The organism is Sulfitobacter sp. SH24 (assembly GCF_965641895.1).
GTDB lineage: Bacteria > Pseudomonadota > Alphaproteobacteria > Rhodobacterales > Rhodobacteraceae > Sulfitobacter > Sulfitobacter dubius.
The window spans coordinates 933,912-947,261 of the sequence record NZ_OZ282575.1 but is presented as its reverse complement, the minus strand read 5'-3'; the positions used below and the strand labels follow the sequence as shown (position 1 = coordinate 947,261).

The 13,350-nt window shown below is 62.1% G+C and carries 16 protein-coding genes; 11 read left to right on the top strand and 5 right to left on the bottom strand.

What is annotated here, in order from left to right:
- Positions 1-49 precede the first annotated feature (49 nt).
- Both trpB and ACSQ16_RS07165 read right to left on the bottom strand, forming a co-directional pair.
- The gene (gene trpB, locus ACSQ16_RS07170; protein WP_093928449.1) at positions 50-1,282 is read right to left on the bottom strand and encodes a tryptophan synthase subunit beta; all 1,233 of its coding nucleotides are present in this window, start codon (positions 1,280-1,282) and stop codon (positions 50-52) included.
- Positions 1,283-1,378: 96 nt separating this feature from the next.
- On the bottom strand, positions 1,379-3,319 hold the full coding sequence (locus ACSQ16_RS07165; protein ID WP_243261159.1) for an AsmA family protein: 1,941 nt from the start codon (positions 3,317-3,319) through the stop codon (positions 1,379-1,381).
- Positions 3,320-3,381: 62 nt separating this feature from the next.
- On the opposite strand from ACSQ16_RS07165, the gene rimO reads away from it, so the two are divergent.
- On the top strand, positions 3,382-4,755 hold the full coding sequence (gene rimO / locus ACSQ16_RS07160; RefSeq protein WP_243261160.1) for a 30S ribosomal protein S12 methylthiotransferase RimO: 1,374 nt from the start codon (positions 3,382-3,384) through the stop codon (positions 4,753-4,755).
- Positions 4,756-4,772: 17 nt separating this feature from the next.
- Here rimO and ACSQ16_RS07155 read toward each other — a convergent pair whose 3' ends face one another.
- Positions 4,773-5,267, bottom strand: coding sequence for a lactoylglutathione lyase family protein (locus ACSQ16_RS07155; RefSeq protein ID WP_243261161.1), 495 nt, complete (start codon positions 5,265-5,267; stop codon positions 4,773-4,775).
- 95 nt (positions 5,268-5,362) lie between these two features.
- On the opposite strand from ACSQ16_RS07155, the gene ACSQ16_RS07150 reads away from it, so the two are divergent.
- From ACSQ16_RS07150 to trhA, 3 genes are all read left to right on the top strand, one after another.
- The gene (locus tag ACSQ16_RS07150; RefSeq protein WP_243261162.1) at positions 5,363-6,253 is read left to right on the top strand and encodes a LysR family transcriptional regulator; all 891 of its coding nucleotides are present in this window, start codon (positions 5,363-5,365) and stop codon (positions 6,251-6,253) included.
- A 139-nt stretch (positions 6,254-6,392) separates the two neighbouring features.
- Positions 6,393-6,776 (top strand): hypothetical protein, encoded by a 384-nt coding sequence (locus ACSQ16_RS07145; protein ID WP_082849545.1) that lies wholly within the window; start codon positions 6,393-6,395, stop codon positions 6,774-6,776.
- A gap of 70 nt (positions 6,777-6,846) precedes the next feature.
- Positions 6,847-7,467 carry a PAQR family membrane homeostasis protein TrhA gene (gene trhA, locus ACSQ16_RS07140; protein ID WP_093928443.1) on the top strand — a complete coding sequence of 207 codons (621 nt, stop codon included), beginning with the start codon at positions 6,847-6,849 and terminating at the stop codon, positions 7,465-7,467.
- Here trhA and ACSQ16_RS07135 read toward each other — a convergent pair.
- Entirely contained in the window at positions 7,464-7,820 is a 357-nt protein-coding gene (locus ACSQ16_RS07135; protein WP_243261163.1) for a YigZ family protein, read from the bottom strand. The genes trhA and ACSQ16_RS07135 overlap by 4 nt on opposite strands.
- A 4-nt stretch (positions 7,821-7,824) precedes the next feature.
- Positions 7,825-8,532, bottom strand: a complete 708-nt coding sequence (locus ACSQ16_RS07130) for a M48 family metallopeptidase (protein ID WP_167360276.1) — start codon at positions 8,530-8,532, stop codon at positions 7,825-7,827.
- 194 nt (positions 8,533-8,726) lie between these two features.
- On the opposite strand from ACSQ16_RS07130, the gene ACSQ16_RS07125 reads away from it, so the two are divergent.
- From ACSQ16_RS07125 to ACSQ16_RS07095, 7 genes are all read left to right on the top strand, one after another.
- Positions 8,727-8,957: a hypothetical protein gene (locus ACSQ16_RS07125; RefSeq protein ID WP_007117540.1), complete on the top strand. Its 231-nt coding sequence runs from the start codon at positions 8,727-8,729 to the stop codon at positions 8,955-8,957.
- Positions 8,958-8,967: 10 nt separating this feature from the next.
- Complete coding sequence (locus tag ACSQ16_RS07120) at positions 8,968-9,846, top strand: branched-chain amino acid aminotransferase (protein ID WP_067942742.1); 879 nt, start codon at positions 8,968-8,970, stop codon at positions 9,844-9,846.
- 97 nt (positions 9,847-9,943) lie between these two features.
- Complete coding sequence (locus ACSQ16_RS07115) at positions 9,944-10,402, top strand: universal stress protein (protein ID WP_093928439.1); 459 nt, start codon at positions 9,944-9,946, stop codon at positions 10,400-10,402.
- 136 nt (positions 10,403-10,538) lie between these two features.
- Positions 10,539-11,099 (top strand): NifU family protein, encoded by a 561-nt coding sequence (locus ACSQ16_RS07110; RefSeq protein WP_093928438.1) that lies wholly within the window; start codon positions 10,539-10,541, stop codon positions 11,097-11,099.
- Positions 11,092-11,715, top strand: a complete 624-nt coding sequence (gene tsaB / locus ACSQ16_RS07105) for a tRNA (adenosine(37)-N6)-threonylcarbamoyltransferase complex dimerization subunit type 1 TsaB (RefSeq protein WP_243261164.1) — start codon at positions 11,092-11,094, stop codon at positions 11,713-11,715. The genes ACSQ16_RS07110 and tsaB overlap by 8 nt, the downstream gene beginning before the upstream one ends.
- Positions 11,712-12,167, top strand: coding sequence for a GNAT family N-acetyltransferase (locus tag ACSQ16_RS07100; RefSeq protein WP_243261165.1), 456 nt, complete (start codon positions 11,712-11,714; stop codon positions 12,165-12,167). Before tsaB ends, ACSQ16_RS07100 begins: the two co-directional genes overlap by 4 nt.
- Positions 12,168-12,273: 106 nt before the next feature.
- Positions 12,274-13,275, top strand: coding sequence for a BMP family lipoprotein (locus tag ACSQ16_RS07095; RefSeq protein ID WP_093928435.1), 1,002 nt, complete (start codon positions 12,274-12,276; stop codon positions 13,273-13,275).
- The last annotated feature ends 75 nt before the right edge of the window (positions 13,276-13,350 follow it).

Below are 13,350 nucleotides of genomic sequence, written 5' to 3'. Positions count from 1 at the left end.
CGCGTTTTCACGCAGGCCCGTCAAATTCCACTCAGATTCGGAAGCGAATTTAGGCGAATTCACCCATGTCGAAGTCCAATGCCCGGGCGACGGTGAAGATATCTTTGTCGCCGCGACCACACATGTTCATCACCAGCAGGTGATCTTTCGGCAGTTCCGGCGCGATCTTCATCACATGGGCCAGCGCGTGGCTCGGCTCCAATGCCGGGATGATGCCTTCGAGGGAACAGCACAGCTGGAACGCCTCCAGCGCCTCACGGTCGGTGATTGAGACATAATTGGCGCGACCGATGTCATGCAGCCACGAATGCTCTGGCCCGATGCCCGGATAGTCCAGCCCCGCCGAGATTGAAAAGCCTTCGAGGATCTGCCCATCGTCGTCTTGGAGCAGATAGGTGCGGTTGCCATGCAGCACGCCGGGGCGACCCCCGGTGAGGGAGGCGCAATGCTCCATCTTTTCGTTCACGCCTTTGCCGCCAGCCTCGACCCCGATGATGTTGACCGACTTGTCGTCAAGGAAGGGGTAGAACAGGCCCATGGCGTTCGACCCACCACCGATGGCGGCGATCAGCGTGTCGGGCAGACGGCCCTCGGCCTCTTCCATCTGCGTGCGGACTTCCTTGCCGATGATGCTCTGGAAATCACGCACCATCGCCGGATAGGGGTGCGGCCCGGCCACGGTGCCGATGCAATAAAAAGTGTCGCGCACATTGGTCACCCAGTCGCGCAGCGCGTCGTTCATCGCGTCTTTCAGCGTGCCGCGACCAGAGGTCACCGGCACCACCTCGGCACCCAGCAAGCGCATGCGGAAAACGTTGGGTGCCTGACGCTCAACATCATGCGCGCCCATGTAGACCACGCATTTCAGACCGAACTTGGCACAGACCGTCGCGGTGGCGACACCGTGCTGTCCCGCGCCGGTTTCCGCAATGATGCGCTTCTTGCCCATGCGGCGGGCGAGGATGATCTGGCCCAGCACGTTGTTGATCTTATGCGCGCCGGTGTGGTTCAGCTCGTCGCGTTTCATATAGACCTTGGCGCCGCCCAGATGTTCGGTCAGCCGTTCGGCGTGATAAAGCGGGCTGGGGCGACCGACGTAGTGGGTCCACAGATCATGCATCTCGGCCCAGAAACTGTCGTCGGTCTTGGCCTTCTCATATTGCTCTTCCAGTTCAAGAATGAGCGGCATCAGCGTTTCTGAGACAAAGCGCCCGCCGAAATCGCCGAAACGGCCCTGTTCGTCGGGGCCGGTCATGAAGCTGTTGAAAAGATCGTTGGCCATTGCGCCTCTCCTAGAATGTCGCGCCAGCCTTACCGCAGCCCGCCCGTCTGCGCCACCATGAGTTTCGCAGGTGGCACAGAGCGGGGCGGCCTTGGGCTAGTCAAAGAGTTTGAACAATTCGCGCCTGACGGCGTTCTCCAACTCATCCTTGACGATATCTTCGGTCGAGCGGCTGTCATCCGGTGAGATGTTCAACTCTTCCTGTATCTTTTCGCGCACTTTATCTTCGGCCTGCTGCTTTTCTTCGGCAAAGTTCAGATCGATCGCGGCACGCAGGTCGGGCTTGATCTGCGGATCGGCCCATGGCCCCGTGATCCGCACCGGCACCGCCAGCCCGCCGCGCGACGCATTGACGCGCAGTGCCTTGGGCGTGAACGTATAATCAAGCGTCCGTGCGCCCAGATTGACCTGCCCTGCCCCGGTCGCGTTAAAGTTTGGCAGCAGCATTAGCAGGTCATCATTGCGCAGAACCCCTTGGGCGATGTCGAATGTCGCTTCCATGGAATCGAAAACCGTGCTGCCGCCCTCAGCGTCTACCGACCCCAAGAGCGCATCCAGATCGATCCCGGCAATCGTGCCCCGCCCCATGCTCAGCGTCCCATTGCCACTGAGCGAGCGCATGATCGCGTCCAGCGATTGCCCGGAGCCGAGGAAAGACAGCGCCGCTGTCCCGTCCCCACTAAACCGCGTCACCCCGGCGGTATCTTCCAGCAGGTCGCGCATCTGCACGCCCTGCGCCGTCAGCTTGCCGCCCACCGACAGGCCACTGCGGTTGTTCATCACAAACTCACCGGCGACCTTCCCGCCATACGCGCTCATGTCCTGTAGGTCGAACACCATCCGCGCGCGGTCATTGCGCAGCACGGCCCGTGTGGGGCCGAGGTCGAGTTGCCCCAGATCGATGCTTTCCGCGCTCAGCGCGATATCGCCGTCAAAAGCGGCAAGCCAGTCCGCGTTGATTTCTTGTCGGGACCAGCCCTCCGACGCGTCACCCTGCGTTTGGCTGCTGGTGCCGTTCGTTTCTGCCCCGCCTTCCGACAGGGCCGAGAGGTCCAGCGCCCCGGTGCGCAGGTTTGCGGTGATCCGTGGCGTGCCGTTCAGTGCCAGATCGGCCTGCCCGGTCAGGCTGTTGCCACCCAAATCCAGCGCGATATTGCGCAGCGCAAGACGCCGATCCGCCGTCAACGTCAGCCCACTGCGCAGGTCGACCGACTGTCCCAAGCCCTGCGGCAGCGTGACACCGCTTGCACCAAAGGACGCCAAAAACCGCGCCGTATCCGCGCTGTCGATCCGCAGCTCCCCAGCCAGCGCACCGTCGAGCGATCCGCGCCCATCAAACCCGATCTCGCCACCGCGCGTGGTGACATCGGCCCGCAGCGGCTGCACGCCGCCGTTCAGAAAATCCGCGAAACCTTCGATTCGCGCGGTCAGGTCAACCCCCGCGCCCGCTGGGGCCATGCTGGCGGCAATCTCTGCCGCACCGTCTTGTTCGGGCCAATCCAGTTCCAGATCGACGCCTTCATAACGCAGCACATCGGCCCCTTCCGCGTCATAGATCAGCGTGGCATCTGTCACCGCCAGTTTTTGGATGCTTAGGGGCCGCCTTTTGGAGGTCGGCTCGCTCTCTGTCTCAATCTGCGCGCCGCTGGCGCTGTCGGTGAATTGCCAGCTTGCCCGCCCGTCGCGGCGTTGCTCCAGCCGGATCACCGGACTTTGCGCCGCGATATTGGTAATGCGTATCTCACCACGAAGCAGCGCACCCGCATCCACCCCAATCGCCGCATTCGCCGCCGTCAACATCGCGCCCTTGTCGGTCCAGTCAGCATTGCCAACCTCAAGCCCGCCCGCTGTGACCCCCAGCACCGGCCAGAGCGTTACACCCACATCGCCGGTGATCGACACCTCGCGCCCGGTCATCCGGCTGAGTTGGTCACTGGCGATCCGCGCGATCCGTTCGCCGGGCAGCAAGAACAACGCCCCCAGCATGATCACAACAATCAGCAACAGCGCGCCGATGCCCCGAATAATCCATCTCAAGGCTCTCTCCTCCTGCCCGGCGGCTCTTTCCCCGCTCATCCGCTTGCCTTATAGCGCAAGCCATGAGCACAAACCCACCCAATCTGCGCCCCGACCTCGCCCCACAGGCGAAGATCAGCAACCCCGCCCGCCCCGGCCAGCCGACAATCGGCATGGTCAGCCTTGGCTGCCCCAAGGCGCTGGTGGATTCTGAACGCATTCTGACGCGGCTGCGCGCCGAAGGCTATGGCGTCTCGCCCGATTATGCAGGCGCCGATGCGGTGATCGTGAACACCTGCGGTTTCCTCGACAGTGCCAAGGCCGAAAGCCTCGACGCCATCGGCGAAGCGCTGACCGAAAACGGCAAGGTGATTGTTACCGGCTGCCTGGGGGCCGAGCCGGATTATATCCGCGAACACCACCCCAAGATCCTCGCCGTGACCGGCCCGCATCAATACGAACAGGTGCTCGACGCGGTGCATGGCGCGGTGCCGCCCAGCCCCGATCCCTTCATTGATCTGCTGCCCGCGCAGCAAGTCTCGCTCACCCCGCGCCACTACAGCTACCTCAAGATTTCCGAGGGCTGTAACCACAAGTGCAAGTTCTGCATCATCCCCGACATGCGCGGACGCCTGCAAAGCCGCCCCGCCCATGCGGTGATGCGCGAAGCCGAGCGGCTGGTCGACAATGGCGTCAAGGAACTGCTGGTCATCAGCCAAGACACCTCAGCCTACGGGGTCGACATCAAACACGCAGAAGACCGTGGCCACCGCGCCCATATCACCGATTTGGCCCGTGACCTCGGCAGCTTGGGCGCATGGGTGCGGCTACACTACGTCTACCCCTACCCCCATGTGCGCAAACTGATCCCGCTCATGGCCGAAGGGCTGGTGCTGCCCTACCTCGACATCCCGTTTCAGCACGCCCACCCGGACGTGTTGAGACGCATGGCCCGCCCCGCCGCCGCGTCGAAAACCCTCGATGAGATCGCCGCTTGGCGCGATACCTGCCCCGACATCACCCTGCGCTCGACCTTCATCGTCGGCTACCCGGGCGAGACCGAGGCGGAATTCCAAACCCTGCTCGACTGGCTGGACGAAGCGCAACTCGACCGGGTCGGCTGCTTCCAATACGAAAACGTCGAAGGCGCACGCTCCAACGCCCTGCCCGACCATGTCGCACCGGAGGTCAAACAAGACCGCTGGGACCGATTCATGGAAAAGGCACAGGCCATTTCTGAGGCTAAGCTCGCCGCCAAAGTCGGCAAGCGCATCGACGTGATCGTCGACGAGATCGACGCAGACGCCGCGACCTGCCGCACCAAAGCCGACGCGCCTGAGATCGACGGCAACCTTTTCATCGACGAGGATTTCCAGAACCTCAAAGTCGGCGATATCGTCACCGTCGAAGTCGAAGAGGCAGGCGAATACGATCTTTGGGGACGTCAGATCACCTGACGCCCCCTAGGGCGGCCTTAGACGTAGGCGCCCGCCGAATAGGTCAGCTCATAGCTGTGGCTGTAAAGCTCGAACACGATGCCGAAAGGATCCTCGACATAGACCATGCGGTAGGGTTTCTCGCCCGGGAAATATTCCCGAACCGGCATCCGCTGCTTGCCGCCCGCCGCGACGATCCGCTCAAGTAACCCTTCGACGTCCGGGTCTTGGATGGCGAAGTGGAAGGTGCCGTGGCGCTTGTGCTCCAGCTTTTCCTCTGGGGCGTAATTGCCGGGGAATTCGAAGATTTCGATGCCGATACCATCCGCTGTCGCAAGATGGGCAATGCGCAGCGAACCCCAGCCGGGGCCGAAGACATCGGTGCACATGACGCCGATGGCGGTGTCATCCTCCACCGCTTCGGTGGGCTGCATCACGACGTAAAAGCCCAACACTTCGGAATAGAATTTCACCGCAGCGTCGAGGTCCGGCACAGATAGGCCGATGTGGGAAAAGGTACGGGGGGTGGTCATGGGGTTTCTCCTGTTTGCGTTGGACTTGAGATAGACAGGCACGCCCCACATGTGAAATTATCAAACCTCATCGAAATCATAACGAAACGTTTGATATGCTGAACGCCACGTGGCTTGAGACCTTCACCACCCTTTGCGAGGCGGGCCATTTCACCCGCACGGCAGAGCGGCTCAATATGACGCAGCCCGGCGTGTCGCAGCATCTGCGCAAGCTGGAGGACCAGTTGGGTCAGCCGCTGATCGCGCGCGACGGGAAAAGTTTCACCCTGACTCCGGCGGGCGAAGCGCTGTTCGAGACCGGCCTTGCCCGCCGCCGCGAAGAGCAGCGACTGCGCGAACGCATCGCCACCGATCTGCCTGACCGGGGCGTGGTGCATATCGCCTGCTCCGGCAGTTTCGCCATATTGCTCCAACCCCTACTGCTGGAGTGGATGGCCAACGCGCCGGACCTCTCCCTGCACCTTGAAGCCGCACCCCAAGCCACGATCCGCGCCGGGTTGCTGGATGGGCGGTTCGATCTGGGTGTGCTGGCCGATGATCCCGCCCATGCCAGACTGGAGGCCCAGCATCTCGGGCGCGAGGAACTTTGCCTTGTTCTGCCGGTTAATGCATTGGAACAGATAGAAAGTTTCTCCGATCTTGAAACCCGCGGCTTCATCGCGCATCCCGATGGCTTTGCCTATGCCGACGATCTGTTGCAGTTGAATTTTCCGGGCAACTATCCGGGGGCCGACCGGATCCGCCTTCGGGGATATGTGAACCAAATCGGCCAGATTCCGGCGGCGGTGGCGAGGGGGGTGGGCTACACGCTTTTGCCCCGCAGCGGGGTCGAGACTTTTGCCGCGAAGGACCAGCTTCGGCTGCTGCCTCTGCCCAAACGGCGCTGGCATGATCTTTGGCTCGCTTCGCGTCGCGGACGGCCCATGCCTGCGCGAATGCGCAGAGCGGCGGAACTTATCGCTGAGGCCGCAGCGTCCCTGCGCTAACCCTACATTTCGCCGATATTGTGGAACCAAACCACCCCGCTACTAGATATACCCTTAAGGAAGGGCGAGAATACGGAGAGACTTGAACATGTTCCCTTTCTGTTCTATATGCAGAACGCAGTAGCAGAGGAATGACCACATGTCTTTTCAACCTCAGTTTCCCGGCATCTTCGACCCTGACCAACAGGGTCGCCCGCCGCGCGGCAGCGACAGTGCACAGCCCAAACAGGCCGACCGCCGCATGCCCGCAACCGAAAAACAGATGCAATACGCCCGGACCCTTGCCAAGAGAACGGGCAGCACGTTGCCCGAAGGGATCGAGGGTGACCGCACAGCGGTGTCCGAATGGATCGACGCCCATAAACCGCAGGCGTTAGAGGGGCCTTTCGCCGCCTACCCGTCTGCCAAGCAGGTCGCCTTTGCCGAACGCATCGCGCGATTGAAGCGCCGCGACGTGCCGCAGGAGTGTTTTCGCGACAAGACCCTGATGTCGCGCTGGATCGACGGCAACAAACCGCGCTGACTTGCCGTGTCGGCGCGGTTTACGCCTCGTCACCTATGGCAGCGAAGCGCTTCGCTGCTAGCTTTCTTCTATGAGCTATCCGACCTCCATCGCTGAGACTTTAGCTGACGGCACCGTGCATGTGCTCAGCCTCGGATTCGCCATTCCCGCCAGCATCCTGCTGATGATCCACGCCGCCGGACAAGAGGGGCAGTTGACCGCTACGGCGATCTACGCCGCCTGCATCCTCGCCTCTTTCACCGCCTCTGCCGTCTATCACCTGCTGCCCTTCGACCGCAGCCGCGCCTTTTTAGGCCGTGTCGATCATGCGGCGATCTATTTCAAGATTGCGGGCACCTATACGCCCCTGGTCATGGTGATCGGATCGGGCTTTGCTTACGGCATACTCGGCGTGGTCTGGGCCTTGGCTGTGATCGGCGCAGTGGCCAAACTCTGGTTCTGGCGCATTGATGCACGTGGATCACTGGCGCTTTACCTCGGGATGGGCTGGCTTTCCGTCCTGCTGATCTATCCGATGTGGCACAATCTGCCCGGGGCCGCACTGGCGCTGGTGGCGGTCGGCGGCCTTACCTACTCGGCAGGCACGTTGATCTACGCCCATCCCGGCATGCGCTATCAAAACGCGATCTGGCATGTCTTTGTGTTGATCGCCACGGCCTGTTTCTTTGCCGCGATAGCGCTGAGCCTTTAGGCCGCGAGTTCATCCAGATAGGCCCGCACGCAGGTCTGGACATGACGAAAGCGGTCGCCACCAAGATGTTTGCCGCCGTACCAACGGGTGACGATGATGAGGTGATCCTCCAGCCCTTCCCGTTCTAGCATGCGCAGGATCACCATCCCGGCACCGGATTCGCCATCATCCCCTTTCAGCGGGCCGCCGTCTGACAGCAGCACCGCCCAAGTGTTATGCGTGGCCTTGGCGTAGGATTTGTCGCGCTTGAGGTCTTTCAGCGCCTCGTCAACCTCAGCCCGGTCCCGGGCATCACAGCCCGACACCGCGTATTTCGACCCGCGGTCGTTCAGCACTCGGTCTAGCTTTCGCAAACCGTCACAGCCCCGCCATGGTGCGCCGGACGATGTCGATCCGGGAACTGTTGGGCGGATGCGTGCCAAGGAAACGATCACCCGGATCGGGGATGCGGGTAAAGAATTCCGCCCCGCGCAGCGGATTATAGCCCGCCCGCGCGGTGATGATCGTTCCAAGGGCATCAGCCTCAAGCTCGAAGTCCTTGGAGTACCGCCGCGCGCCGACCTCAGCACCCAGTTCCTGCGCCGTGCGCACGGCGGTTGCGTCGCCGCCACTCAGCGTGGCGATCCCGGCAAAGATCACCGCGCCTGCCATGGCGTTCTGCTGCTGACGGGCAATGTGGCCTGCGATGTGATGCGCGGTCTCATGGCCCAGAACAAAGGCAAGCTCGTCCTCGTTGCGTGCATCTGCGATCAACGCCAAGGTGAAAGCAACGATGGGACGGCCGTTTTCGTCCAACGTCTGAAAGGCGTTCGCGGGCTGGCCGGGGCGGTCATCGACCACGATATTGAAATCGCAATTCATACCCGACGTCCGGTTACGGCACTCACGCTCGGCCACCGGTTCAACTGTACGGACCACCTGCACAAAACTGCGTGCGGCAGCGTCGGCAGTCAACTGAGAGCCCGTCGTGCTGGGCGTGCCTGAAGGGATCGGCCCTGTCTGGATCGGTGCCACGCCACAGGCCGAAAGCAGGGCAATGACGCCAAATGCGCCAAGGGCATTCATAAATCTCACGACAGGTCCTCGCTCGGGTTTTCCAAACTTGTACCTATCATGACAGGTCGTCACTGCCACCCCTGTTCACAGAGCTTTGACGCCCCGCCGAACCTAACCTTGCACTTATCCGCACAAAGTCTGTCTTGCGCTCACGAGCACAAAGCCTGTCTTGCGCTTGGCCGCACAAAGCCTAATGTGCCCTCATGTTTACCATTGAGCATGAATTCGACGCCACCGTCATCACCCTGATCGACGAATCCGACGCCCCCCTGCGCGAGGACGTGACCGTCTCTGCCTTTGCAGAGGAGATCACGATCGAGCAATGGGACGCGCGCACAGATCGTGTGGCCAAGATCACCCTGTCCCCCGCGCAATTGCGCGATCTGACAGCGGCCTTAAACCTGCCCGAGGGCATCTACCGCAGCAATTCCTAAGGATCGTCACATGGCCACCGGCACAGACATCAAAACCTACTTCAACGGCGCATGGCACGACGGCGATCTGCCCACTATCAAGGCGGCGGACCACGGCGCATGGCTGGGCACCACCGTTTTCGACGGGGCGCGGCTGTTTGACGGGCTCGCCCCCGATCTGGAGGCACATTGCGCCCGGATCAACCGCTCTGCCCGCGCGCTGATGATCACACCAACGGTCGAGACCGAGGACATGATCGAGATGTGCCGCGAGGGGCTGAAGAGCTATTCGCGCGATCAAGCGGTATATATCCGTCCGATGTATTGGGCGCTTGCGGGCGACGAGTTGGGCATCGTGCCGCGCGAAGGCGCCACCGGATTTGCCATCAGCCTTGAGGCGATCCCCATGGCCCCGCCAGAGGCCGCAACCACCCTCACCCGCACCCGCTTCCGCCGCCCGGTGCTGGAAGACAACGTGGTCAACGCCAAAGCGGGCTGCCTCTATCCCAACAACGCCCGCATGATGGTCGAGGCGCGTTCCAAGGGGTTTGGCAACGCACTGGTGGCCGATGCCATGGGCAATGTCGCCGAAAGCGCCAGTGCGAACGTCTTTATGGTCAAGGATGGCGAGGTCTTCACCCCCATTCCCAACGGCACCTTCCTTGCCGGGATCACCCGCGCGCGGCATATGTCGAACATGCGCGACGCGGGCATGAAGGTGCATGAAACCGTCCTCAGTTTTGACGATTTCCATGCCGCCGATGAAGTGTTCCTGTCGGGCAATATGATGAAGGTCACCCCCGTCCGCGCCTTTGACGACACGCAATATGGCACCGGGGACAACCAAAACCCGGTCACGCGCCGGGTGCGTGAAATGTATTGGGACTGGGCCGCAAGTCAGCGCGGCTGAAGGTCCGGGCGGCAGCGGCGCGCAAAAGCAATTGCCAGCGCCGCCCGCCCGCGCCATGATCGTACCGCACCGGGAGGAGGTGCGGAGAGAGGGTTTGATGCGGAAGTTCCTAGTGGTGCTGGACGATAGCACCGAATGTTTGAATGCCATGCGCTTTGCCGCTCTGCGCGCGGCGCGTACTGGGGGCGGCGTGGCCGTCCTGTCGGTGATCCCGCCCGAAGAGTTCAACCATTGGATCGGCGTCGGCGACCTGATGCGCGAAGAGGCTCGCGAGCGGATTGAGGTGCATTTCGAGGTTTTCGCCAAATGGATGCGCGACAAACAGGGCGTCGATCCTGAGTTAATCATCCGCGAGGGCGAGCCTGCGGATGAGATCATTCAGCAACTTTCTGACGATCCAGACATTGGTGTTCTGGTGCTGGGTGCCAGTGGCGACCGTAAGAAAGGCCCCGGACCTTTGGTGACGCAATTGTCACGTTCCGCGGGCGATCTGCCAGTGCCGATTACCATTGTGCCTGGTGGGCTCAGCAAGGAACGGCTCGAAGCGATCACCTAAACGCTTCTGAAGCCCGCCTCAGCCCTGCATCCCGCCCCTCCGTGTGGGCTACATACCATTTAGAACGGTTCTAAACCTTGACTTGCCGCCCGTGCGGGCGCATATCAGAACCCACGCCGAAAGCGAGGTACACCCCATGTTCATCCAGACCGAATCCACTCCGAACCCCGCAACGCTCAAGTTCCTGCCGGGTCAGACCGTGCTGGAAATGGGCACCGCCGATTTCCCGACCCCAGACGCCGGGGCGACATCGCCGCTGGCCCAACGGCTCTTTGCTGTTGAGGGTGTGACGGGCGTGTTCTTCGGCACCGATTTCGTGACTGTAACCAAACAAGACGCCGTGGAATGGGACCATGTGAAGCCCGCCCTGCTGGGCGCGATCATGGAACACTTTCAATCCGGTGAGCCGGTCATGGCCTCTGACCACCAGCCCACATCGGGCCATGCCGCGCATGACGGTGAAGATGGTGAAATTGTCGGCCAGATCAAAGAGTTGCTCGACAGCCGCGTGCGCCCTGCCGTGGCCCAAGATGGTGGCGACATCACTTTTCACGGGTTTGAGCGTGGCGTTGTCTATCTGCACATGCAAGGCGCCTGCGCGGGCTGCCCCTCGTCCACTTTGACACTGAAAATGGGCATCGAAAACCTGCTGCGCCACTACATCCCCGAGGTCACAGAGGTTCGTCCGGTTGCCTGACCATCACGCAAGCGGGCCGCTCATTCTGGCCTTCGACACATCGGCCGCGCATTGCGCGGCCGCTTTGCTGTCGGGCGACCAGGTGTTGGCGGCGCGGATTGAACCGATGACCAAGGGCCAAGCCGAACGGGTGCTGGTACTCTGCGAAGAGCTGCTGGTTGAGGCCAATGTGGTCTATGCCGACCTCACCGCGCTTGGCGTTGGCATCGGACCGGGCAATTTCACCGGCATCCGCATTGCCGTCTCCGCCGCGCGTGGGCTCGCACTTGGCCTTGGCATTCCGGCGGTCGGGGTCGATGCCTTTGAAGCATTGCGCGAGGGTCACGATGGCCCCTGCGCCTGTGCGGTGGATGCCCGCCGCGAACAGGTCTTCCTCCAAGGCTTTGACAACCCCGACATTTCTACTCCCGCGCTCTATGACGCCGCCGCCCTTCCAGCCTTCACCGGCCCGCTGATCGGCGCGGGCGGAAAGCCTCCCGCGATGCCCGTGGCCGAAGCCATCGCCCGCCTCACGGCCCGCCGCTATGCCAGCACCCCAGCACGCCCCGCGCCGCTTTACCTGCGCCCTGCCGATGCAGCACCCGCACGCGATGCCGCGCCGGTGCTGCTACCGTGACAGCGGCAGAGCTTGCCGCCCTTCATGCCGCCGCCTTTACCCAAGACAGGCCGTGGCAGGAGGCGGAGTTCGCAAGCCTGCTCGACAGCCCCTTCGTGCAGCTTTTTACCCGCCCCGGCGGCTTTGCCCTGACCCGCACCATCGCGGGCGAATCTGAGTTACTGACCCTCGCGGTCGATCCCAGCTGCCAACGCCAAGGCATTGGCCGCGCGTTGCTGCGCGATTGGCTGGCCGCCCTGCCTGCAGACTGCGCCAGCGCCTTTCTAGAGGTCGCAGCCGATAACCAACCTGCCCGCGCCCTCTATACCGGTGAAAACTTCGCCCGCATCGCAACCCGCCGTGCCTATTACGCACGCATTGATGCCCCAGCCGTCGATGCCTGCATTCTGCGGCGCGACTTGACCCATGGTCACTGTGGCGATCTCGCCGCGTTGACCGCAAAAAGCGGTTGACCCTACCCCCCGCCTGCGCCCTAAATTACACCTGATCGAATGATCCACAAACGCCGTGGCGGCAGCATTTGCCAGACCGCCCGGCACCACAACCGGGAGACGATAAATGACCCTCATGACGAAATTCCTCGGCGCAGCCGCAGGCATGGCCCTGACATCGGGCGCCGCGCTGGCCGAACCCGCGCTGATTTTTGACCTTGGCGGCAAATTCGACAAAAGCTTTAACGAAGCGGCCTTCAATGGCGCGACCCGCTGGGCCGAAGAAACCGGCGGCAAATTCGCCGAGATCGAAATGCAGTCCGAAGCACAGCGCGAGCAGGCTCTGCGCCGCTTTGCCGAATCCGGGGCCAACCCGATCATCACCATGGGTTTCGCCATGGCGGATCCGCTCTCGACCGTCGCGCCTGACTACCCCGACACGAAATTTGCCGTGGTTGACGTGAACTGGCTCGACCTGCCCAACGTCCGTCAGGTCAGCTTTGCTGAGCATGAGGGGTCCTACCTTGTCGGCGTGATGGCCGCGATGGCCTCCAAGTCGAATACCGTCGGTTTTGTCGGTGGCATGGACGTGCCGCTGATCCGCCACTTCGGTTGCGGCTATGCCCAAGGTGTCATGGCAACCAACCCCGATGCCAAAGTCATCGCCAACATGACGGGCACCACCCCCGCCGCTTGGAACGACCCGGTAAAGGGTTCCGAGATCACCAAAGCGCAGATCAACCAAGGCGCTGACGTGGTTTATGCCGCGGCGGGTGGCACTGGTGTTGGCGTGCTGCAAACAGCCGCTGACGAAGGCATCCTGTCGATCGGCGTGGACAGCAACCAAAACCACCTGCATCCGGGCAAGGTCCTGACCTCGATGCTGAAACGTGTCGATGTCGCGGTCTATGACGCGATGATGGCGGGCGAGGACCTCGAAGTTGGCGAAGTCGTGACCCTCGGCCTTGCCGAAGAAGGCGTCGGCGTTGCCGTTGACGAGCACAACAAGGACCTTGTCACCGAAGAGATGCAAGCCGCTGTCGACGAAGCGCGCCAGAAGATCATCGACGGTGAGATCAAAGTGGTCTCTTACTACGAGAACGACAGCTGCCCGGCGCTGGACTTCTAAGCCTAAATTTACCAAACTAACCCTTAGGGCCGCGCCGTATCATCGGCGCGGCCCTTTCCGAACCGGAGAACGCCA